The following is a 22,860-nucleotide window of genomic DNA, read 5'->3' as shown; positions in this document are numbered from 1 at the left end:
ATCGAGGCGAGTTGGCGGATCCGTTTCGCGGGGACGGGGAGGCGGAACTTCGCGCCTTCGGTGTCGCCGTCGAGGTCGAGGACGTCCTTGAGGTGGATGTAGCCCTCGGGGGTTCCGTCGTCTCCGAGGATCACGTACCGCGAGAAGCCGTGTTTGGCGACGGCGCGTTCGACGTCTGCGGGGGTCGCTCCGCTGGGGAGGCTGACAATGCCGTCGAGGGGCAGGGCGACGTCCTGGACCTTTTTTTCGGTGAACTCGAACGCGGCGAGGAGGGTGCCGGTCGAGTCGCGGAGGGTGCCTTCGCGGGTGGATTGGTCGACGATCGTCTGCACCTCCTCGAGCGTGAAGGTGCTGTTCGCCTCGTCCTTGGGTTCCACCTTGACGAGGCGGAGCACCCCGTTCGAGATCGCGTTGAGGGCGACGATGATCGGCCGGAGCACTCGGGCGATGGCGACCAGTGGCGGCGCCAGGAGCAGGACGGCGCGGTCGGGCATCGAGAACGAGATGTTCTTGGGCACCATCTCGCCGAGCACCACGTGCAGGAAGGACACGATCAGCAGGGTGATCACGAAGGCGACGGTGCCGGAGAACTCGTCGGGGATGCCGACGGCGTGCAGCGGCACTTCGAGCAGGTGGTGGATCGCCGGCTCGCTGACGTTCAGGATCAGCAGCGAGCAGACCGTGATACCCAGCTGCGTGGTCGCGAGCATGAGGGTGGCGTGCTCCATCGCGGCGAGCGCGGTGATCGCGCTGCGACGTCCGCTCTCTGCGAGGGGCTCGATCTGGGAGCGGCGCGCGGAGATGACCGCGAACTCCGCTCCGACGAAGAAGGCGTTCGCGGCGAGGAGCACCACGAGCCAGGCGATTCCGGCCCAGTCACTCATCGTCGGTCTCCTTCCGGCCGCGGTGTCCGCGGGCGACGTCGGCGAGCGGATCGGGGATCCCGTCGGGATCCGCGTCGGGGTCCGGGGTGAAGCGGAGGCGGTCGATGCGGCGGCCGTCGAGCCGCTCGACGCGGAGGGAGCCGCCCTCGACGTCGACCTGGTCGCCGACGGCGGGGAGGCGGCCGAGCTCGCTCATCACGAAGCCGGCGACCGTCTCGTAGGGTCCCTCCTCGGGGATGTGGACGCCCGCGCGGTCGAGGACCTCGTCGGGGCGGAGCATTCCGGGGAAGGTGGTGGAGCCGGGGAGCTTCACCACGTCGGCGCGGGAGCGGTCGTGCTCGTCGGCGACCTCGCCGACCAGCTCCTCGACGAGGTCCTCGAGCGTCGCGACGCCAGCCGTTCCGCCGTACTCGTCGACGACGACCGCGAGTTGGAAGCCCCGCCCGCGCAGCTCCGTGAGCAGCACGTCGAGCTTCATCGTCTCGGGGACGCGGAGCGGCTCCGAGCGCAGCGCCGTGACCGGCACGTCCGAACGCTTGCCGCGGGGCACCGCGACGGCCTGCTTGACGTGCACGACTCCGACGATGTCGTCGATGTCGTCGTCGGTGATCGGGAAGCGAGAGAACCCGGTGGTGCGGGCGAGGTCGAGCACGTCCTGGGCCGTGCTCGCCCGCTCGACCGTCGACAGGCGCAGGCGCGGCGTCATCACGTCGCCCGCGGTCAGAGCGGAGAAGCGGAGGGTGCGCCCGAGCAGGTCGGCAGTGTCCTCCTCGAGCAGTCCGGCACTGGCCGAGTGGCGCACGAGGCTCGAGAGCTCCTCGGCGCTGCGGGCGCCGGAGAGCTCCTCCTTCGGCTCGATGCCGACCAGGCGCAGCAGGGCGTTCGCGCTGCCGTTCAGCAGGGCGACGGCCGGGCGGAACACCGTCGTGAACGCGGTCTGGAGCGGTACGACGAGCTTCGCGGTCGCTCGCGGCAGCGCGAGGGCGAAGTTCTTGGGGACCAGCTCGCCGAGGATCATCGACAGCAGGGTCGCGATGACGATCGCGACGACCGTCATCACCGGCGCGAGCGCCTCCTCCGGAATGCCGAGCCCGCTGAACGGCTCCTGGAGCAGCGTCGAGAGCGCCGGCTCCATCGTGTACCCGGTCAGCAGCGTCGTGAGCGTGATTCCCAGCTGCGCGCTCGAGAGGTGCGTCGAGGTGACCCGGAGTGCGGCGATCGTCATCCCGAGGCGGGTCTCGCCGCGGTCGCGTCGGGCCTCGAGGTCGGCGCGGTCGAGGTTGACCAGCGCGAACTCGCTGGCGACGAAGACGCCGGTGCCCACCGTCAGCAGGAGGCCGACGCCGAGCAGGAGCCACTCACTTCCCACGGTGCGCGCCCCCGGTCACGAGAGCGTGGTGCGAGCCGTACTGAACGAGCCGGACCGGGAAAGCGGCGGCACAGAAATGGTCAGCACAGGAGACGTCAGCACAGGAATGGTCAGCACAGGAGAAGTCAGCACAGAAGAAGTCAGCACAGGGCGGATGCGCAGAGGGAGGGTCGTCCATTGTGGCGTCGAGTCTACCGGGCGGGGGCCAGGGGCGGGACTGCTCCGCGGCGCTTGGTCAGAGCCATTTCTTCCGCTTGAACACCGCGTAGAGCGCGAATCCGAACAGCACCATCAGGCCCAGCGCCCAGGGGTAGCCGAGCCGCCAGTGCAGCTCCGGCATGTCGTCGAAGTTCATCCCGTAGATGCCGGCCACGAGCGTCGGAGCGAACAGGATCGCCGCCCACGAGGAGATCCTGCGGACCACGTCGTTCTGAGCGAGCCCGGCCTCGGTCTGGCGCCGCGAGACCAAGGTGGAGTGCACCGTGAGCGCCTTGTCCAGGATCGCGCGGAGGGAGTCGACCGCCTCCGTGACCCGGATGGTGTGATCGAGCACGTCGCGCAGGGAACGGCGCAGCTCGATCCGCTCCGGCGAGGGCGCGGGCTCCCCCTCCGCGGGCGCGGACTCCTGCAGCAATTCGTGCACCAGCGCGGTCAGCGGCTGCACCGAGCGCTGGAAGTGGATGACCTCGCGCGAGAGGCGGTAGATGCGCTCCGAGAGTCCGTCCTCGGAGTCGTCGCCGAAGAGCTGGTCCTCGATCTCGTCCACGTCGCCCTGCACGCCGAAGACCACGGGCGCGTACTCGTCGACGACCTGGTCGAGGATCGCGTAGAGGACGGCCTCCGGGCCTCGGGCCAGCAGCGCCGGATCCTCCTCCAGCCGCCGCCGCACTCGGGCGAGGTCCGGCGAGTCGGCGTGCCGGATGGTCACCACGAAGTCCGGGCCCACGAAGACGTGCAGCTCGCCGAAGACGACCGCCTCGGCGGCGTCCGCGTAGCGCGCCGGCCGCAACACCACGAACAGCCCGTCGTCGTAGCGCTCGAGCTTGGCCCGCTGGTGCCCGCTGAGCGCGTCCTCCACGGCGAGCGGATGCAGGCCGAACTCCTCAGCGACCGCCTCGACCTCCTCGCGGCTCGGCCGGTACAGCCCGATCCAGGCCATACCGCGCTCGTCCCGCATCAACTCGAAGGTGTCCTCGAGCGAGTCGGGGTTCCGGATCCGGCGGCCGTCGACGTACACGGCGTTGTCGACGATGGTCATGGGCTCGGTTCTAGCACGCGGGGACCGCTCACCAGCTGACCGGCAGCGCCTTGCCCTCCTCGTAGCCTGCGGCGGATTGGAGGCCGACGTGCGCGCGCTCGTGGAAGTCGGCCACGCTCCGGGCGCCGGCGTACGTGAAAGAGGAACGTACGCCCGAGGTGATCATGTCGAGCAGATCCTCGACCGAGGGGCGCAGCGGGTCGAGATAGATGGTGGAGGAGGAGATGCCCTCGGCGAAGAGGCGCTTGCGGGCCAGCTCGTACGCGTCGAGGCGGTCGAATCGCTCCTGCACCGCCTTGGCCGACGCCATACCCCAGCTCTCCTTGTAGATCCGGCCAGCCGCGTCACTGCGCAGCTCCCCCGGCGCCTCGATCGTGCCCGCGAACCAGGAGCCGATCATCACGGAGGCGGCGCCCGCAGCCAGCGCGAGGGCGACGTCGCGCGGGTAGCGCACACCGCCGTCCGCCCAGACGTGGGCGCCCAGCTCGCGAGCGCGCTCCGCCGTCTCGAGGACCGCCGAGAACTGCGGGCGACCGACCGCCGTCATCATCCGGGTCGTGCACATCGCGCCCGGGCCGACACCGACCTTGAGGATGTCCGCCCCCGCGTCGACGAGGTCGTGCACCGCATCGGCCGTGACGACGTTGCCCGCCGCGATCGGCACGCCGAGATCGAGCGCCGAGACCGTCCGGAGCGCCCGCAGCATCCCCTCCTGATGGCCGTGCGCGGTGTCGAGGACCAGCACGTCGACGCCCGCCGCGACGAGCGCGCGCGCCTTTGCCTCCACATCGCCGTTGATGCCGAGCGCCGCCGCGACGCGCAGCCGCCCGTCGGCGTCCAGGGCGGGGTCGTAGACGGTGGAGCGGAGCGCGCCGGTGCGCGAGAGCGTGCCGACCAGGGCGCCGTGGTGCAGCACCGGGGCGAAGTCGAGGTCGGCGGCCACCATGAGATCGAAGGCGGCGCGCGCGGTGGGCACGTCGTCGGCGTCGATGGAGGCAGTGGCGCTGTGCACGAGGTCGCCCAGCCGCGCGTCCGCAGGGCGGTCGCCAGGCGCGAGGCCGGGACACAGCCCAGGATCGCGCCGTCCTCCTCCTGCACCACGAAGCCGTGGCCGGCGACGGCCGGCAGGATGCGCAGCGCCTCCTCCACGGTGGTGGCCGGCGAGGCGGTGAGGGCGCCGGAGAAGGCGACCGGCTGGCGCTTCACCCAGCGGATCGCGGCGTCCAGGGCCTGCAGGGGCATGTCCTGCGGGAGGACACCGAGGCCGCCGCGGCGAGCCAGCGTCGCCGCCAGACGCTGCCCCGTGACGGAGTTCATATTCGAGGAGACGATCGGGATCGTCGCCCCCGTGCCGTCGCCCGGAGCAAGGGACACGTCCAGGCGGCTCGTCACGGACGAGCGGCCTGGGACGAGGAACACGTCCGAGTAGGTGAGGTCGCCTGAGGGGGTGCCGCCAGAGAAACGCATGAGGAAACGCTACTGCGGCGCGGCCCCGGGTCGGCCGTGCAGGGAACGGGGCTAGGCTGGGCGACCGGGACGGGACCAGGCGAGGGCACCGGTTCCCGTGGTGCGAGGACGACCTCCTCCGCTGCGGGAGCAGGAGCCGAGGGATGCGACGGGCCCGTCCGGATGATCGAAGACGAATCAACGGAGAGAGTGGGCGATCGGCTGTGTCGAGCCAGTTGACCGGAGCAGGAACAGAGCAGGGCGCGGAGGACTTCGGAGCCAACGAGTGGCTCGTGGAGGAGCTGTACGAGCAGTACAGCGCCGACCGGGCCTCGGTGGACGAGTCCTGGTGGCCGATCCTCGAGCGCTACGGCGCCCAGCTCGCGAACTCCGGCAAGACGGCGTCGGCGCCCGCCCCCGCCGCGGCGAAGCAGGCACCGGCCGCCGAGCGGATCTCCTCGAGCGGCGGAGGTGCGGTGACCCATCCCGCCGCCACCTCCTCCGAGCAGACCCCCGCCTCCCGCACCACGTCGATGCAGCCCAAGGCCCAGCCGATCCCGGCCGACGCGCCGGTGAGCAAGCCTGCGGCGGAGGACTCCACGCCGGACGAGGACGTCGTCACTCCGCTGCGCGGTATGGCGAAAAGCCTCGCGACGAACATGGACGCCAGCCTCAGCATCCCCACTGCCACGAGCGTCCGCACGATCCCGGCGAAGCTGATGATCGACAACCGCATCGTGATCAATAACCACCTGCGCCGCACCCGCGGCGGCAAGGTCTCGTTCACCCACGTGATCGGCTGGGCGCTCATCCGCGCTCTCAAGGACTTTCCGAGCCAGAACGTCTTCTACGACGAGGTCGACGGCAAGCCGGCGGTCGTCGCTCCCGCGCACGTCAACCTGGGCATCGCGATCGACATGCCCAAGCCCGACGGCACCCGTGCCCTGCTCGTCCCGAGCATCAAGCGGGCCGACACGCTCAGCTTCACCGCCTACCTCTCGGCCTATGAGGACCTGGTCAAGCGCGCCCGCGGCAACAAGCTCGTCGCCGGCGACTTCGCCGGCACCACCCTCTCGCTGACGAACCCCGGCGGCATCGGGACGGTCCACTCCGTCCCCCGGCTGATGAAGGGCCAGGGCTGCATCATCGGCGCGGGCGCCCTCGAATACCCGGCCGAGTTCCAGGGCGCGTCCGAGAAGACGCTGGTCGAGCTGGGCATCGGCAAGACCATCACCCTCACCTCGACGTACGACCACCGCGTCATTCAGGGCGCCGGCTCGGGCGAATTCCTGGGGATCGTGCACGAGCTACTGCTCGGCGGCCGCGACTTCTACGAGGACATCTTCGCCGCACTGCGCATCCCGTACGACCCGATCCACTGGTCGACCGACATCGCCGTCGATCTCGCCGAGCGCGTCTCCAAGACCGCCCGCGTGCAGGAGCTCATCAATTCGTTCCGCGTCCGCGGCCACCTGATGGCCGACGTGGATCCGCTGGAGTACGTGCAGCGCTCCCACCCCGACCTCGCCATCGAGAGCCACGGACTCACCTTCTGGGACCTCGACCGCGAGTTCGTCACCGACGGCTTCGGCGGCAAGCGCCAGCTCAAGCTCCGCGACATCCTCGGGATCCTGCGCGATTCGTACTGCCGCACGGTCGGCGTCGAATACATGCACATCCAGGATCCGGACCAGCGCGCCTGGATGCAGCACAAGCTCGAACGCGGCTACGAGAAGCCGGGCCACGACGAGCAGCTGCGCATCCTCGGCAAGCTCAACGAGGCCGAGGCCTTCGAGACTTTCTTGCAGACCAAGTACGTGGGCCAGAAGCGCTTCTCGCTCGAGGGCGGGGAGTCGCTCATCGCGCTCCTGGACGCCGTCCTGCAGGGCGCGGCCGACGAGCAGCTCGACGAGGTCGCGATCGGCATGGCCCACCGCGGCCGTCTGAACGTCTTGACCAACATCGCCGGTAAGACCTACGGCCAGATCTTCCGCGAGTTCGAGGGCACGCAGGACCCGCGTACGGTCCAGGGCTCCGGAGACGTGAAGTACCACCTCGGCACCGAGGGCACCTTCCGCGGCGCGGCGGGCGAGGAGATCCCCGTGTACCTCGCGGCGAACCCCTCCCACCTCGAGGCCGTCAACGGCGTGCTCGAGGGCATCGTCCGTGCCAAGCAGGACCGCAAGCCCATCGGCACGTTCACCACGCTGCCGATCCTCGTCCACGGCGACGCGGCGATGGCGGGGCAGGGCGTGGTCGTCGAGACCCTGCAGATGTCGCAGCTGCGCGCGTACCGCACCGGCGGCACGATCCACATCAACATCAACAACCAGGTCGGATTCACGACCCCGCCGCACGAGGCGCGCACCTCGATCTACTCGACCGACGGCGCGAAGTCCATCCAGGCGCCGATCTTCCACGTGAACGGCGACGACCCGGAGGCCGTCGTGCATGTCGGCCAGCTCGCGTTCGAATACCGCCAGCGTTTCCACCGCGACGTGGTCATCGACCTGATCTGCTACCGCCGCCGAGGGCACAACGAGGGCGACGACCCCTCGATGACTCAGCCGCTGATGTACAGCCTGATCGAGGCGAAGCGCTCGGTGCGCAAGCTCTACACCGAGGCGCTCGTCGGCCGCGGCGACATCACCGAGGAGGAGTACGACCACGCGCACCAGGACTTCCAGGACCGCCTGGAGCGCGCCTTCGCCGAGACGCACGCGGCGCAGACCGGCGCGATCCCCGTGATCACCGCCAATGGCGACTCCGTGGCCGACCTCGAGCTGCCCGACGCGCAGCAGGGCGAGGACTACCCGGGCGAGCCCGAGGTGACCGGAGTGAAGAACGAGGTCATCACCCGCATCGGCGACGCGTTCACCACTCCGCCCGAGGGCTTCACCGTGCACCCGAAGCTCCAGCAGCTCCTCACCAAGCGCACAGAGATGAGCCGCTCCGGCTCGATCGACTGGGCGTTCGGCGAGCTGCTCGCACTCGGCTCACTCCTGCTCGAGGACACCCCGGTGCGACTGGTCGGCCAGGACACCCGCCGCGGCACCTTCGTCCAGCGCCACGCCGTGCTGCACGACCGCGAGAACGGCCAGGAGTGGCTGCCGCTGATGAACCTCTCGGAGCAGCAGGCACGGCTCTGGATCTACGACTCGCTGCTCTCGGAATACGCGGCGATGGCATTCGAGTACGGCTACTCGGTCGAGCGGCCCGACTCGCTCGTGCTGTGGGAGGCGCAGTTCGGCGACTTCGCGAACGGCGCCCAGATCGTGATCGACGAGTTCATCTCGTCGGCCGAGCAGAAGTGGGGCCAGCGCTCCTCACTCGTGCTTCTGCTTCCGCACGGCTACGAAGGCCAGGGGCCCGACCACTCGTCGGCCCGGATCGAGCGCTACCTGCAGATGTGCGCCGAGCGGAACATGACCGTCGCGCGCCCGTCGACGCCGGCGTCGTACTTCCACCTGCTGCGCCGACAGGCCTACTCGCGGCCGCGCCGTCCGCTCGTCGTCTTCACCCCGAAGGCGATGCTGCGCCTGCGCGGAGCGTCGAGTCCCGTCGAGGCCTTCACCTCGGGCCGCTTCGAACCGGTGATCGACGATGCGCGGATCCAGGACGCCTCGGCCGTGCGGCGCGTGCTGCTGCACGCCGGCAAGGTCCACTACGACCTCAAGGCCGAGCTGGAGAAGAAGCCGGACGACGCCATCGCACTGGTCCGGGTCGAGCAGTACTACCCGGCGCCGATCGAGGAGTTGCGCGGCATCGCCGAGCGCTACCCCGACGCGGAGTTCGTCTGGGTGCAGGACGAGCCCGAGAACCAGGGAGCCTGGCCGTTCATCGCGCTCGAGGTGGCTCCGACGCTGGGCCGCCCGATCCGTGTGGTGTCGCGTCCGGCGGCAGCCTCCCCCGCGGCCGGCTCGGCCAAGCGGCACGCCGCAGAGCAGGCCGACCTGCTGTCGCGGGCCCTCAGCCGCTGACTCGGGCTCGCGACATCCCGTTCGGCTCGTCGGATCCTCGCGATCCGGCGAGCCGGACCTGTTCTCGCGAGCCGGCGGTGCTTCGAGCGGCTCGACTAGAGGCGCGCAGGAGCGGACGAGTGCGCAGCGTGCTCGTCGCGGAGCATGCCGAGCACCTGGGCACGCAGGTCCTCCGGCGCTGTCTCCTTGCAGGCGCGCTGCACGGCAACGGTCAGCACGACGCCGACCTTCGCCTCGTCGGTGCAGTCGACGCATCCGGCCATGTGCTCGCGGATGTCGGCGGCGTCCTCCTTGCACAGCTCGTTGTGGAGGTACTCCTCCAGTTCCGCCTTCGCCTTCGTGCAGCCGCTGTCGGTCATGTCGTGCTCCCGGTGGTGAATGCGGCGCGGAATCCGCGCTCGCGTGCGTAGTCGGTGAGTCGTTCGCGCAACATCCGCCGGCCGCGATGCAGCCGGCTCATGACGGTCCCGACGGGGGTCTTCATGATGTCCGCGATCTCCTGGTAGGAGAAGCCTTCGACATCGGCGAAGTAGACGGCGAGCCGGAAGTCTTCCGGGATCGCCTGGAGCGCCTCCTTCACCGCGGTGTCGGGGAGATGGTCGATCGCCTCCGCCTCGGCCGAGCGGCTGGACGTGGCGGTGGTCGACTCGGCGCCGCCGAGCTGCCAGTCCTCCAACTCGTCGATCGCGCTCTGGTAGGGCTCGCGCTGCTTCTTGCGGTACGAGTTGATGAAGGTATTGGTGAGGATGCGGTAGAGCCAGGCCTTGAGGTTGGTGCCCTGCTCGAACTGGCGGAATGCGCCGAACGCCTTCGCGAACGTCTCCTGCACGAGGTCCTGCGCGTCCGAGGGGTTCTTCGTCATCCGCAGACCCGCCGCGTAGAGCTGGTCGATGAAGGGCAGGGCCTGCTGCTCGAAGAGGGACCGCAGATCGACGGGTGCCTCGACCGGAGCGTCGTCCAGGGACTCCTCGACGGTCTCCACGATCGTCTGCTCCGCATCGGCGGGCGCGGGAGCCTCGTCGGCGGAGGTGGTGCGGGGTTCGTCATCGCGAGTCATCACGAGCGATTCTAGGGCGGCGGCGCGGCGTAGGACCGGGGTTGCGGGTCGAGGTCGCCTGCGGGTGAGCGGGAGGGTCGAGGGTGCTGCTGTCATGCTCCACCTCCGTCACGCTCCGGCCGACGCCCTGCGCGCCGACTATCCTGACAACCGATGGTCTTCTCGCGTTATTCCGCTCCTGAGTTCGATCCGTACGGCGACGCCCGTGCGCTGCCCGGCGACGACTCCTGGCCCGCACCTCTGGCGGCCGGCGCCCTCGACGCCGAGGTCGGCCTGCCCGGCTCCAAGTCGCTGACCAACCGCGAGCTCGTGCTCTCGGCGCTGGCAGACGGGCCCTCGACGCTCCGAGCGCCGCTGCACTCGCGCGACAGCGCTCTGATGATCGAGGCGCTGCGCTCGCTCGGAACCACGATCCGCGAAACGGGCGCGACCGGTGACTTCGGTCCCGACCTCGTCGTCGAGCCGGCCGAGGAGTTGCTCGGCTCGACCACGGTCGACTGCGGCCTCGCCGGCACTGTGATGCGCTTCGTCCCGCCGCTGGCCGGCCTCGCGCTCGGCCCGACCACTTTCGACGGCGACGCGTATGCTGCGAAACGGCCGATGGGGGCCACGGTCACCTCTCTCCGCTCGCTCGGAGTCGACGTGGCCGATGACGGTCGCGGCGCGCTCCCCTTCACCGTGCACGGCTCGGGGTCCGTCCGCGGCGGAGATGTCGTGGTCGACGCCTCCCGATCGAGCCAGTTCGTCTCGGCTCTTCTGCTGGCCGGTGCACGATTCGACGAGGGGCTGCACCTGCGCCACGAGGGCAGCGCGGTTCCCTCGCGACCGCACATCGACATGACGATTGCCGCTCTGGCGGCCCGCGGAGTCGAGGTGGGCACACCCGCCGAGGGCGAGTGGGCGGTCGCGCCGCAGCCGATCGCAGGTGCCGACGTGCTGATCGAGCCCGACCTCTCGAATGCGGCGCCGTTCCTCGCGGGGGCGCTCGTCACCGGCGGTCGCGTCCGCCTGCGGCACTGGCCCGCGGTCACGACGCAGGTCGGAGCGCATCTCGAGCGGATCCTGCCGCTGTTCGGCGCCGTCGTCGAGCGCGACGGGCAGGACCTCGTGGTCACCGGCGGCGACGAGATCCTCGGTGTCGACCTCGACCTCTCCGAGGGCGGCGAGCTCGCTCCCGCCCTCGCGGCCCTCGCAGCGCTCGCCTCCACCCCCAGCACCTTCACCGGCATCGGCCACATCCGCCACCACGAGACCGATCGCCTCGCCGCGCTCGCCGCCGAGATCACCGGCCTCGGCGGGAACGTCACCGAACTCGCGGACGGCCTGCGGATCGAGCCCGCCGAGCTGCACGGCGGACGCTGGCGCACCTACTCCGATCACCGGATGGCGCACGCCGGTGCGCTGATCGGGCTGGTCGTCCCCGGCGTGGTGATCGAGGACATCGCCACGACGGCGAAGACCCTCCCCCAGTTCCCGGAGCTGTGGTCGACCCTCGCCCGATCGGTCTGACCCGTGTCGTGGTGGACGGACAGCGGCCTCGACGCCGACGGCGCTCTCGACGACTTCGACGGCTACGACGAATCGGACGCGCGGGTGCGGCCGAATCCGAAGGGCACCAAGCCGCGCACGAAGAACCGGCCGGCCTACCAGGACGCCGAGAGCGCGATGGTGCTGGGAGTCGACCGCGGCCGCTACACGGTGATGATCGGCGACGGGACGCCCGAGGAGCACGAGTTCACGGCAGCTCGCGCCCGCGAGCTGCGGCGGCAGGCCATCGTCGCCGGCGATCGCGTCGACGTGGTCGGCGACTCCAGCGGGGATGAGGGGACCCTCGCGCGGATCGTCCGCATCCGCGAGCGCTCGACCCTCCTGCGCCGCAGCGCCGATGACACCGACGCGATCGAGCGCGTGATCGTGGCGAACGCCGACCAGATGTTGTGCGTGGTGGCCGCTGCCGACCCCGAGCCGCGCACGCGCCTGGTCGACCGCTACCTCGTCGCGGCCTTCGACGCCGGGATCACTCCGATGCTCTGCATCACCAAGACCGACCTCGCGGACCCGGCCCCGTTCCTGCGCAACTTCGAGGGGCTCGACCTGCGCGTGTTCCTCTCGAGCCAGGACGAGCCGCCCGTCGACGAGATCGCCGAGGCCCTGCTCGGCCACGAGACCGTCGTCGTCGGGCACTCCGGAGTCGGCAAGTCGACGCTCGTCAACAAGCTCGTCCCGGATGCGCACCGCGCCACCGGGCACGTCAACACGGTGACGGGCCGCGGCCGGCACACCTCCTCCTCCACTGTCTCGCTGCGCGTGCAGCGCAGTGACCGACACGGCTGGGTGATCGACACCCCCGGCGTCCGCTCGTTCGGACTCGGCCACGTGAACACCGACAACATTCTCGGCGCCTTCACGACCCTCGCCGTGATCGCGCAGGACTGCCCGCGGGGCTGCACGCACCTGCCCGACTCCCCCGACTGCGCGATCATCGAGGCGGTCGAGGGCGGCCTGCTGGGCGCCAGCGGACCGGAGCGGCTCGACTCGCTCCAGCGCCTCCTCACCACCTTCGCCACGACCGACGGAAGCAGACGATGACCGACCTCTCCCCCCTCCCGACCGAGGCGCGCCTCGCCGTCGGCGACACCGCTCCCGCTTTCACGCTGCCGAACCAGGACGGGGAGCCCGTCTCGCTGGCGGAGTACCACGGGCGTCGAGTCATCCTCTTCTTCTACCCCGAAGCGGACACCCCCGGCTGCACCACGGAGGCGTGCGACTTCCGCGACAACGCGGCGTCCCTCCGAGAGTCCGGCTACGAGGTGCTCGGGCTCTCGCGCGACACCCCGGACGCCCTGCGTCGGTGGGCGGACGCGCAGGGCATCACCTACCCGCTGCTGAGCGACCCCGACATGACGGTCCACCGTGCTTACGCGGTCTGGGGCGAGAAGAAGCTCTACGGCAAGACGGTCGTCGGCGTCCTGCGCTCGACGTTCGTGGTCGGGGCTGAGGGTGCACTGGAATTCGCTCAGTACGGGGTCCGGGCGACCGGGCATGTGCAGGCGCTACGGAGGAAACTGAAGCTGATCTGACCCTGGCGCGCAGTGCCGGTCACCGCGCGCCAAACGCCTCCCTGCACCCGTCCTCTCTGCGAGCATCGCTCATGTCGATGAGAGCGGCGCCACCGGCGCCCCGTCGAAACGAGGGGTGGACAGAGTGCGCACGAGAATTCGTAGGACGCTCGTCGGAGCCGCGCTCGCGGCCACAACCGGACTGCTGGCGGGCTGCACGCCGCCGGCGCCGCCGCCCCTCACCGCGTCGCGGGTGCTGCAATCGGTCAGCGTGTCCGCCTCGACCGACGGAGGCGTGCGGGCGATCGAGGGGACGGCCCTCGGCGTCGGGGACGACGCGTCCCACACCGCGGTCACGACCACCGCCTACGATCCCCACGCCGTCGCCGCCGACCTACCGGTCCGCATCCGCGCCACCTGGCGCACCGACGACGCCTCGGGCACCGATCTGGCCGGGCTCGCGGGCCGCTCCGGTCGGGTAGAGATCTCACTCGCGATCGAGAATCTGACGGTGCATGCCGAGGAGGTCGCGTTCGATGTGGCTGGGCGCTCAGCGAGCCGCGCGGCGCTCGTGGGCGCTCCGCTGACAATCGTCGCCTCGACCGTCCTGCCGGGCGTCTCACCGAGCCGCGTGGTCACCTCGAGCGAGTCGGGCGCCGTCACAAACGGCGTGCTGAGCCGCGACGATCACGGCGACGCCGTCGTGCAGTGGGCCTCCCTCCTCGCACCGCCCGGCGGAGGCGCGACCGCCACGCTGACACTCGTGGCGGACGTCACCGACTTCTCCGTCCCCGCGTTCGATCTGGCGGTGCAGCCGGGGCTGAGCACCGATCCGACGATCGCGGGTGCCCTCGACGCGGCCTTCGACACCGGAGCCGCCTCGCCGCTCGCGCTCGAGCGTCGCACGATCGAGGTGATCACCGCCGTCGACGACCTGCTCACCCAGGCGGGCACGACCGTCGCCGAAGTACGGACCTCGCTCGACGCGACCTCCGAGACGCTCGGCGTCCGCACGGCGGAGGAGCTGCGCAGCAGCAGTGCCTCGACGGCAGCCTCGATGCAGGGCCTCTCCGGGCAGCTCACCACGCTGAAGTCCCAGCTGTCGGAGACGGTCTCGGGCACCGAGTCCGGCCTGCTGCAGCAGCTCTCCCAGGCAATCGACGCGGTCGATGCAATGCTCGGCGACACGTCCGCCACGGTGCCGACGCCGAAGCTCTCGGGCAGCGGCTGTGCCGTAGCCGTCGAGCGCGGCAGCAGCGGCCCCAGCTCGATCCACTCGGAGCTGCTGCGCCTGACGACCGAGCTCGACGCCTACGGAACGGCCACCGGATCCTGTCGGGACGAGGTCGTCGCCGCGCTCCGCAGCGCCGTCGGACCGGAGGCGCCGTCCGCCGAGGCCTGCACCGCTCCCTCGATGACCTGCTCGCTCGCCGCCTCCGGCGCCGCAGTGGACGCAGTGCTGCTCGGGCTACTCGGTCGCGGGCAGGAGCTCGTGGACTCCTTACAGCCCGAGCTGATGGCCGGGGTGCAGGCGGAGTACGCCGCGCTCTCGAGCCGAGTCGATGCGACCTCGAGCGCCGTCGGTGCTCTCGCGGATCCGGACGGATCCGTCGCGGAGGCTCTGGCCGGACTGTCATCGACCCTCGATGGGCTCGACACCGGCGCTGGCGAGCTGGAGACGGCAGTCGCCTCGGTCGGCGCGGCCGCGACGACCGCGCTCGACGAAATCGGCACACCGAGTACCGCGGGCTCGTTGTCGGCGCAGAACCAGGACCTGGCCGATCGGCTCTGCGAGCTGCTGCCCGCGACTCCCACCGCGACGACTCCGACCCCGTCTCCGACCTCGCGCCCGACGAGCGCTCCCACCGGACTCTCGCGCAGCTCCGTCGAGGAGCTCCGGGCCTATCTCACCGCGACTCCCTGCTCCGGCAAGGGCCGTCTCGACACGCCCAAGGGCTACTCCGCCCCCGTGGCCGACCGGCTGAAGGAGCAGGTCGAGGCGTGGACGTCGGTCGCCTCGGCCGTCGGCGACACCGGCGCCGGTGCCGACCTCACCGAGCTTCGGACCGCGCTCGCCACGCTCCGCAGCGACGTGGCCGCGGCCGCTGCGACCGCCGGCTCCGACGATGCGCGCCTCACCGGGCTGCTCACCGCGCTTCGCACCGATGCCGCTGCGCTGACGGCCCGACGCGACGCGCTCGGCGTGCGCGTCGACGCTCTGAGCGCTCAGCAGGACGCCCTCGCCCCGGCGATCGAGCAGGCGTTCGCCGAGGCCGATGCGGCCGCCTCCTCGGCGGTCTCCGCGCTCCTCGACGAGCAGGTGCGACGCGTATCGACCCGGTCGGAGGCCGACGCCGAGGCGATCGCCGCGATGTTCGGCCGGTCGGTGTCGGGACTGCACGGGGCGGCGTCCGGGATTCGCACCGACGCGGCAGCGACCGTCGATGCCGAGCATCAGGCACTCAGCACCGCTGAGGCCCGCATCGGGGAGGCGGTCTCCGAGCGCACCCGCGACTCACTCGCGAGGATCGCTACGACCATCGACGCCTCCACGCGCGACACCGAGGCGGCCTCCGCTTTGCTCGCCGCGGATCTGCACAAGGTGCTTCTCGACCTGGGCGATCGGAGCGTCGGCGGGTCTGGCCTGCTCGGATCGATGACCACGAGCGCCGCCAAGGTCGGCACGGCGGACGTGCAGCTCGCCCTCGCTTCGCAGAACGCTCAGGGCTATGCCGCGGTCCGCTCCGAGGACGTCTCCGGAATCCTCCTCACCCAAGCGCAGGAGCGGGCCTCGATCCGGGCCGCAGACGCGCTGCCGGCGTTCCACCTCGAGCTCCCCGACGGCACACGGACGCAGACTGTCTACTCCTTCCGGATCGGGGACGTCCGATGACTCGCCTCGCTCGCCGCGCCGCGCCGCGGTCCCGGCCAAACCGGCGAACACTTCTGCTGATCGGCGCGACGGTCGGCGCACTACTGGCCCTCGGCGGGGCACTCGTCTCGCTCCTCCCTCCGCAATCGGCGCCAACGACCGCGGTCGCGGCGCTCCCCGTCGGTCTCTCCTGCGCCCGGGTGCCCGAGCAGCTGCAGCTCGGGGTCGTCGTCTCCCTCAGTGCGGCTCCGGGCGAGGGCGCGGAGTGGAAGGATGCGGCGAACGGAGCCGTCGTCGCCGCGCGCCGGTTCGAGATGGGCGGGTGCGAGGTCGGTCTCGTCGCCGCCGATGATCACGGGACACCCGAGGGAGCGCGTGCCGCGATCGAGCAGCTGGCAGGCGAGCACGTGTCGGGGATCGTGCTCGCGACTCGTGGAGGGCACACCGGCGCCGCGGTGGAGGCCGCCCGAGCCGCGGGGATCGCCCTCGTCCTCCCCTACGGCGGCGACCCGGCCGGGTCCGGCGACGGTGCCTGGCTGATCACGCCGGACACCGCGGCGGCGGACGCGGCACTCGTGGAGGTGGTCGGCGCCGACGCCCGAGTGCTCCTCGTCGATGCCGGTGGCGGCACCCCGCACGGTCTCTCGCCCGCTGCGACGGTGACTGCCGACCCGGGGGCCACCGCTGACGCCCTGATCGCTGCCGCGCGACCTCACCTCGAGGGCACGCAGACGGTGGACCGCGTGGTCGTGTCCGGGCCCGCCGCCGCTCAGGCGGTCGCGGTCGCTGCTCTGCAGGCCGCCGGGACGAGCGCGCCCGTCCTCCTCACGCCCGATGCCCTGAGCCCTGCCTTCGCTCCCGCACTCATCGCCGCCGGAGGGACTCTCTCGGGAGATCTCACCACCGTCGGTGCGGACTCCGGTGACGCCGTCGCCCTGCGCGGCGATGAGCGCGGCCGCGCGGCCTCCGCCTTCCTGGGCGCCGTGCGGATGACCGCGGACGACTCCGCGGGGACGACCCTCCTCGGAGATCGCGAGTTCGACGACGTCGCCGCAGTCGCCGATGCCTCCAGCCACGACGCGGTGGTGGCGCTGGTGCGAGCCGCGGCAGCAGCGGGCAGCAGCACGCCCTCCTCGGTCGCCGCCGCTCTCGCAGGATCCACGGTCGGACCGGCCGACGGCCTCGTCGGGCCGGCGCTCGACTTCGGTACGGCGAGCGCGCTCACCAGTGCGGTCGTTCCCTTGCACGCGTCGCCACAGGACCTCGGCCTGCGGCCCACCGATCCGCCACTGCTCTGGTTCGCCGGGCAGACCCGAACCTGAGGGCACCGATGCGACTCCTCCTCGACCTCGACGACGCCCGCACCGACATCGACCTCGGGCGTTACCGCAGTTCCGCGACCCTCGGCGATCTCGTCGACGCCGTCACCGGGCATCGTCCGCCGTCCGGAACGGCCCTCGCCGTCGACTCCGCCCTGCATCCGGTCGACACCAGGCTGGTCGACCTGCTTCTGCTCGAGGGAACACGGATCGCCCGCTCTCCCGAGCCGCGGCCGGCACCGGTCCGCGGCTGGACGGCCACGCTCTCCGGTGGGCTCGGGGCCGGGGCGGTGATCGAGATCCCGCGGAGTCGACCGCTCACCGTCGGCCGATCCCCGCACGCCGATGTCGTCCTCGACACGGCGAGCGCGTCCTGGGAGCACTTCTCTGCGACCCGAGAGGGCGACGCCCTGCGGGTGCGGGACGCGGACAGCACGAACGGCACCCTGGTGGACGGCGTCCCCGCGACCGGCGAGGGCGTCCTCGTGGCCGACGCCGCGGTCGTCATCGCCGGAGGAGCGGCGCTCCTGCTCCGCGCCGCGCCGCACGAGCCCCTCGCCCCCGAACCGGGGAGCCTGAACAACCTGACCGCGAATGCGACCGTGCCCTTCAACCGGCCGCCGCGACCGGGGCGACCGGCCGCCGCCGACGCGGTCGTCCCACCCTCCCGCGTCGAGATCGCGTCCGCCACGAAGTTCAGTGTGATCACCGTCGCGGCGCCGCTGGTCCTCGCCTTCGCGATGGTCCTGATCATGGGCGACGCCCGATACGCCCTGTTCGCCGCGCTCAGTCCGGTCGCCGGAGTGGGCATGTGGTTCGAGCAGAGGCACCGGCACACCCGAGCGATCCGAACCGAGGAGCACCGCTTCGGCGAGGCGCTGCAGACGCTCCGCGACGACGTCGCCCGCGCGGCACGTCTCGAGCGAGCCCGCCTCGAGGAGGACGCGCCCGACCCGGCGACGACGATCCGTCGCGCAGCGCTACCCGCCACCTCGCTGTGGCAGCGGCGCGCGACCTCCCCGGACGTGCTCGGCCTGCACATCGGCGTGGGCGACGTCCCGTGGTCTCCCCCACTCGACCAGCGCGGAGTGTCACGGCTCGAGGAGCAGGTACGTGCGATCCTCGCGGAGAGCGTGGTCCCGAGCGCACCCGTGTCGATCGATCTCGCCGACGGGGGTGTTGTCGGCATCGTCGGCGATCGCGAGGGCAGCCTCGCCCTGGCGCGGAGCCTGCTCTGCCAGGCAGCCGTCCACTGCGGACCGGCCGACCTCGCCGTCGGCGTGTTCTGCGACCGGGGACGCGACTCCGACTGGAGCTGGGCCTCCTGGCTCCCCCACACCCGGCTCCTCGGTGGCGAGCGCCGTCTCTCCGACCGGCGCGAGCGCAGCACCGAACTCCTCCGCGCTCTTCGCGACGAACGCGCGCCGCGGGTGCTCCTGGTGCTGGACTCGGACGTGCTGACCGAGGGCCGCGACGCCCCCGCACGCGAGCTCCTCGGGCTCGGACGCGGTGAGCGCGAGCCCGCGACCCGCATCTCCGGGGTCGTCCTCGCGGCGTCGGAGGAGCAACTCCCCGCCTCCTGCACGGTCGTCGTGCGGGTCGGGGCGGACGCATCGGCGGTCCTCTCGCGTCCCGACGAGCGGACGACGGTCGAGGATGTGGTGCTCGCCGGACTCGCCCCCGCCACGGCCGAGCGCTGCGCGCGAGACCTGGCACGCTTCGAGGACCCCGAGCTCGTCACCGCGGGCGCGGCTCTCCCCTCGCTCGTGCGGCTCCCGCCACTCTTGGGGACCGATCGTCCGACGGCCACCGACGTCCGGAAGTGGTGGTCGAGCGCACGAGGTGTCCGTGCGCCCGTCGGAGCCGGGGAGCACGGTCCTCTCGTGCTCGACCTCGTCGCCGACGGCCCGCACGGCCTGGTGGGAGGCACCACCGGCTCGGGGAAGAGCGAGTTCCTGCGCTCCTTCGTCGCCGGCCTGGCCGCCTGGAACGATCCGACGCGTCTCAACTTCGTGCTGATCGACTTCAAGGGCGGAGCGGCGTTCGCGGCCTGCGAGCGGCTCCCGCACACGATCGGCACGATCAGCAACCTCGACGCGCAGCTCGCCGACCGTGCCCTGCGCGCCCTCGAGGCCGAAATGAAGCGGCGTCAGCGGATCTTCGCCGCGGCGGGCGAGGGCGTCGACACTCTCGACGCCTACTGGGCCACCTCGCCGGCGGAGCCGATGCCACGACTCCTGCTCGTCGTGGACGAGTTCGCCATGCTGGCGAAAGAGCATCCCGACGTCCTGACCTCGCTGGTCAGCGTCGCGGCCGTCGGCCGGACGCTCGGGGTCCACATGATCCTCGCAACCCAGCGTCCCGCGGGCGTGGTTAACGACGACATTCTCGCGAACACCAACCTCCGCGTCGCTCTCCGCGTGCAGAGCCGCGACGACTCCGCCAACGTGATCGGAGTCGCGAGCGCTGCCGAGATCTCCCGCTCGCAGACCGGTCGGGCCTTCGTGAAGCTCGGCCAGAACGACATCTCCCCGGTGCAGACCGCGCTGGTCACCGGGCGCGCGGAGGCGGCGGCGGTCGAAGCGATCGAGGTCCGGCTGGTCGGATTCACGGGGGTGCCGCTCGAGGATCCCTCTCCGGTCACGGCCGACGAGACGGCACCGACCGATCTCGACCTCCTGATCGACGCCGTGGTGGAGGCGGACGCCGATGCCGGATTCGCGCCACCTCGTCCGATCTGGCCGGCGCCACTCGGCGACGCTGTGCCCTTCGGTGGGTTCGGTGCGGAGGAATCCGACCTCGGCCGCGTCGTCGACGACGTCCTGCAGTTCGCTCTCTCGGACGACCCCGACCGCCAGCGCCAGGTCGCGACCGGCTGGGACCTCGGCGAGGGGAATCTGCTCCTGCTCGGCGTCCCCGGCAGCGGCACGAGCACGGCTCTCGCCTCGATCGCTCTGACCGCGACCCGCCATTTCTCACCGGACGAACTCGACCTGTACGTCCTCGATGCCGGCTCCCGCGACGGCGCCCCGCTCGCGCGCCTCCCGCACACCGTCTCCTACGTGGGCGCGGGAGCCGGTGCCCACGAGAAGCAAACCCGTTTCCTCCGTCACCTCCGCGACGAGGTGCGCAGGCGTCGGGCGTCACCCGGTGAGCATCGTCGGGCGCTGGTGCTCATCGACGGGCTCGCAACGCTGAAGGACGAGTTCGCCGACTGGGAGGGCCTAGCCCTGATGGAGGCGTTCTCCCGCGCCTACGCCGATGGACCGGAGCTCGGCCTGCATTTCGCGGTGACGACCAGCCGCGCGAAGGCGATCCCCTCCGTCATGGAGGAGGTGACGACGCAGAAGTGGCTGTTCCGCCTCGCGGACCCACAGGACTACTCCGTCTCGGGCGTGAAGCCGGCGTCTGCGCCCGCTCCGGTGCCGGGTCGCTGCGTCCTGGTCGCGTCGCTCCTGCAGACCCACGTCGCGACCGCAGCGGTCGGTCTCGACCGGGCGATCGCCGAAGTGGTGGCCCTGTGGCCGGACGCCGGGAGTAAGACGAGCGCGGTCGGCACGCTCCCCGAGCGGGTCGCGGTGAGCGCGCTCGGGCTGAAAGCCCGCTTCGACCAGGAGCCGTGGCTGCTTCCGATCGGTCTGGGCGAATCGGACCTCGCCCCGCTGGCGTTCCAGGTGTTCGAGGGTGAGCACATCACCGTCACCGGCCCCGCGCGATCCGGCAAGTCCACCGTGCTGCTCGCCCTGGCTGAAGCGGCGCGGGCCGCGGGCTCCGTCGCGATCTGGGGCGCGTGTGATCGCCGGTCCCCGCTGGCGGGCGCCGACCTCGACCGGCTCGCCGTCGGCGCGGATGAGCTGCGGACTCTTCTCGGGTCGCTTCTGATGGAGGACGGCCCCGTGCTGCTCCTCCTCGACGACGCCGAGCGCTGGGACGATTCCGACCAGTCGCTGCTGCGGTTGATCTCGTCGGGCAGGCCGGGGCTCTGTGTCGTCCTGGCCGGCCGATCGAACGACCTGCGTCATCACTTCGGGAACTGGACGAAGAAGGCTGCGGCCTCCCGTTCGATCCTGCTGCTGCAGCCCGACATCGATAACGACAACAATCTTTTCGGTTCGCAGATCCCCCGCCGTTTCCCGGTGCCGCCGACGGTGGGCCGCGGCTTCGTCAGCCTGAACGGCGAGGTCCATTTCGTCCAGTCGGTGTCCCCGACACCGGCGGACGGCGGTGCCTAGACCTACCGAGGAGATTCAGGGGGACGGAGGCGCTCGGCTCCATGAAGAGTCGCCGAGCGTGGGAGTCGCCGAGCGTGCGGCGTCAGCAGGCCCCCGGCGTCGCGAACCCGTCGGCTGCCCTCGGGCCTCAGATCAGCCACCAAATGAGCTGCGCACGCTGCCGCACGTTCTCAGCGTGCTCGCCGAGCTCATTCGTCGCTTCGGCGTCGAGAGAGCCGTCGGGTCGGCGGACGCATTGACTGTCGACGCCCCAGTCCTTGAGCCCGTAGGAGGAGAGGACAGCCCTGCACACCTGCCGCATCTCCCCCAGCGTCGTCGCCTCTCGCGCTCGGCAGGCGTGCTTGGCGAAAAGGTCGGCGTAAAAGGAGGCTTATGCAAAATTCGAGTAGGGCTTCACAAAAATCCTGGTCAGAGGCCTGTTCGCTGGGCGCGCCAGGGAATTTTGCATAAGTCTCTAGGTTTCTCGCGGCGATCGATCCGCCAGATGGGCGAGCGCCGCAGCGTACCCGTCTCGGCGTCGGTCGCTCAGACGGAAGAGTTTCATAGGAGTGTTTCCTTCCAGATATTTACTGGAGTCGCAGTGACGCTTCGAGATCGGTTGAGTCGTTCGGCCGACCCGCATACCTGTCCTTCCGGGAACCAAGCCGTTGGCCGAAACTACTCACCAGACACGATACCGGAGAATCTGGATGTCAATACCACCATCGAAAAAAGCGCGCTTCTCGCAGCACTGTGCGCACCGCCTCTTCATAACCCCTCGTCCGCTCCCGATCGATGGTCCGATCAGCGTGGAGGACGCACCGTTCCTCAAGGCCAGTCATCGTTCCCACAAACGTTCCCCGGACAAGCGATGCCACCTGCCTCACCTGTCGGACCGAAGTAGCGTTCCGCACGGTATGGCCATATTCCTCGAATTGCTTGGAAGCGAGAGGCGCATCAATAGACGTGAAATACGAGCCACAATCGTCTATCGCGTCCGCGAATCGATTTTTTCCGGCGTCAATCAGGGCAGTAGAAGCCATGAATCAATCTCCTTCGCACTATCCTTGCACAGGAATGAGCCTTGCCGGCAATCCCACGCGGCTTAGGCACGATCGCCGCAAAGCGCCTTCGACGTATGTCAATCACCAATCAGTAAAAACTGAGTCAGAGAGCGTTATTCATAAGCATTTACCAGCCGAGTCGGTAAAGTTCGAGGCGGGTGACGGTGCGAATGAGGTTGGGAAGTTCTGTAAGACGTCCGCGATAGCCGGTCTTGAGGATTTTCCAGTTCTTCCAGTGCGCGATGCATCTTTCGACCGCCGAACGGATGGAGGAGATGTATCGGTTGGCTGTACGTGTGTTGTCATCATGTTGTCCGTGGTGAAATTTTTTCCGGGGAGTG

General features: G+C 70.5%; 14 protein-coding genes and 1 pseudogene. 7 read left to right on the top strand and 8 right to left on the bottom strand.

Annotated features, from left to right (window positions below; genetic code table 11):
* The 4 genes and pseudogenes from C5D07_RS08205 to guaB1 form a co-directional block, all read right to left on the bottom strand.
* On the bottom strand, positions 1 to 884 hold an 884-nt coding region (locus tag C5D07_RS08205), incomplete at its 3' end, for a hemolysin family protein (RefSeq protein ID WP_104259102.1).
* Positions 877 to 2,253 carry a hemolysin family protein gene (locus tag C5D07_RS08200; RefSeq protein WP_249028203.1) on the bottom strand — a complete coding sequence of 459 codons (1,377 nt, stop codon included), beginning with the start codon at positions 2,251 to 2,253 and terminating at the stop codon, positions 877 to 879. The genes C5D07_RS08205 and C5D07_RS08200, both read right to left, overlap by 8 nt.
* A 235-nt stretch (positions 2,254 to 2,488) precedes the next feature.
* Positions 2,489 to 3,511, bottom strand: coding sequence for a magnesium/cobalt transporter CorA (gene corA / locus C5D07_RS08195; protein ID WP_068254332.1), 1,023 nt, complete (start codon positions 3,509 to 3,511; stop codon positions 2,489 to 2,491).
* Between the two features lie 28 nt (positions 3,512 to 3,539).
* Positions 3,540 to 4,978: pseudogene (gene guaB1, locus C5D07_RS08190) on the bottom strand (GMP reductase).
* A gap of 203 nt (positions 4,979 to 5,181) precedes the next feature.
* Here guaB1 and C5D07_RS08185 point away from each other — a divergent pair.
* Positions 5,182 to 8,937: a multifunctional oxoglutarate decarboxylase/oxoglutarate dehydrogenase thiamine pyrophosphate-binding subunit/dihydrolipoyllysine-residue succinyltransferase subunit gene (locus C5D07_RS08185; RefSeq protein ID WP_181134374.1), complete on the top strand. Its 3,756-nt coding sequence runs from the start codon at positions 5,182 to 5,184 to the stop codon at positions 8,935 to 8,937.
* Positions 8,938 to 9,032: 95 nt separating this feature from the next.
* Here the strand turns inward: C5D07_RS08185 and C5D07_RS08180 are convergent, their stop codons facing one another.
* Together C5D07_RS08180 and C5D07_RS08175 are read right to left on the bottom strand one after the other, a co-directional pair.
* Complete coding sequence (locus tag C5D07_RS08180) at positions 9,033 to 9,296, bottom strand: zf-HC2 domain-containing protein (protein WP_068254334.1); 264 nt, start codon at positions 9,294 to 9,296, stop codon at positions 9,033 to 9,035.
* Complete coding sequence (locus C5D07_RS08175; protein WP_068254335.1) at positions 9,293 to 9,994, bottom strand: sigma-70 family RNA polymerase sigma factor; 702 nt, start codon at positions 9,992 to 9,994, stop codon at positions 9,293 to 9,295. The genes C5D07_RS08180 and C5D07_RS08175 overlap by 4 nt, the downstream gene beginning before the upstream one ends.
* A 153-nt stretch (positions 9,995 to 10,147) precedes the next feature.
* Between C5D07_RS08175 and aroA the strand changes: the two genes are divergently transcribed.
* The 6 genes from aroA (at position 10,148) to C5D07_RS08140 (ending at position 21,476) form a co-directional block, all read left to right on the top strand.
* The gene (gene aroA / locus C5D07_RS08170; protein WP_104259100.1) at positions 10,148 to 11,503 is read left to right on the top strand and encodes a 3-phosphoshikimate 1-carboxyvinyltransferase; all 1,356 of its coding nucleotides are present in this window, start codon (positions 10,148 to 10,150) and stop codon (positions 11,501 to 11,503) included.
* Between the two features lie 3 nt (positions 11,504 to 11,506).
* Positions 11,507 to 12,583, top strand: a complete 1,077-nt coding sequence (gene rsgA, locus C5D07_RS08165; protein ID WP_068254340.1) for a ribosome small subunit-dependent GTPase A — start codon at positions 11,507 to 11,509, stop codon at positions 12,581 to 12,583.
* A complete protein-coding gene (bcp, locus tag C5D07_RS08160; protein WP_068254341.1) occupies positions 12,580 to 13,074 on the top strand; it encodes a thioredoxin-dependent thiol peroxidase in 495 nt (164 codons plus the stop codon). The genes rsgA and bcp overlap by 4 nt, the downstream gene beginning before the upstream one ends.
* 115 nt (positions 13,075 to 13,189) lie before the next feature.
* On the top strand, positions 13,190 to 15,946 hold the full coding sequence (locus tag C5D07_RS08150) for a hypothetical protein (RefSeq protein WP_146079789.1): 2,757 nt from the start codon (positions 13,190 to 13,192) through the stop codon (positions 15,944 to 15,946).
* Positions 15,943 to 17,247 (top strand): hypothetical protein, encoded by a 1,305-nt coding sequence (locus C5D07_RS08145; RefSeq protein ID WP_068254343.1) that lies wholly within the window; start codon positions 15,943 to 15,945, stop codon positions 17,245 to 17,247. The genes C5D07_RS08150 and C5D07_RS08145 overlap by 4 nt, the downstream gene beginning before the upstream one ends.
* Positions 17,248 to 17,255: 8 nt before the next feature.
* Positions 17,256 to 21,476 carry a type VII secretion EssC family protein gene (locus tag C5D07_RS08140; protein WP_104259097.1) on the top strand — a complete coding sequence of 1,407 codons (4,221 nt, stop codon included), beginning with the start codon at positions 17,256 to 17,258 and terminating at the stop codon, positions 21,474 to 21,476.
* A 127-nt stretch (positions 21,477 to 21,603) separates the two neighbouring features.
* Here the strand turns inward: C5D07_RS08140 and C5D07_RS15750 are convergent, their stop codons facing one another.
* Both C5D07_RS15750 and C5D07_RS08135 read right to left on the bottom strand, forming a co-directional pair.
* The gene (locus C5D07_RS15750; protein WP_170063526.1) at positions 21,604 to 21,768 is read right to left on the bottom strand and encodes a hypothetical protein; all 165 of its coding nucleotides are present in this window, start codon (positions 21,766 to 21,768) and stop codon (positions 21,604 to 21,606) included.
* An 878-nt stretch (positions 21,769 to 22,646) separates the two neighbouring features.
* Positions 22,647 to 22,860: transposase family protein (locus C5D07_RS08135; RefSeq protein ID WP_146079783.1), on the bottom strand; the 214-nt coding region annotated here is incomplete at its 5' end.

This window comes from Rathayibacter tritici (assembly GCF_002932875.1).
Lineage (GTDB): Bacteria > Actinomycetota > Actinomycetes > Actinomycetales > Microbacteriaceae > Rathayibacter > Rathayibacter tritici.
The sequence above is the reverse complement of the archived record's forward strand: the minus strand, read 5'-3'. Positions and strand labels throughout refer to the sequence as shown.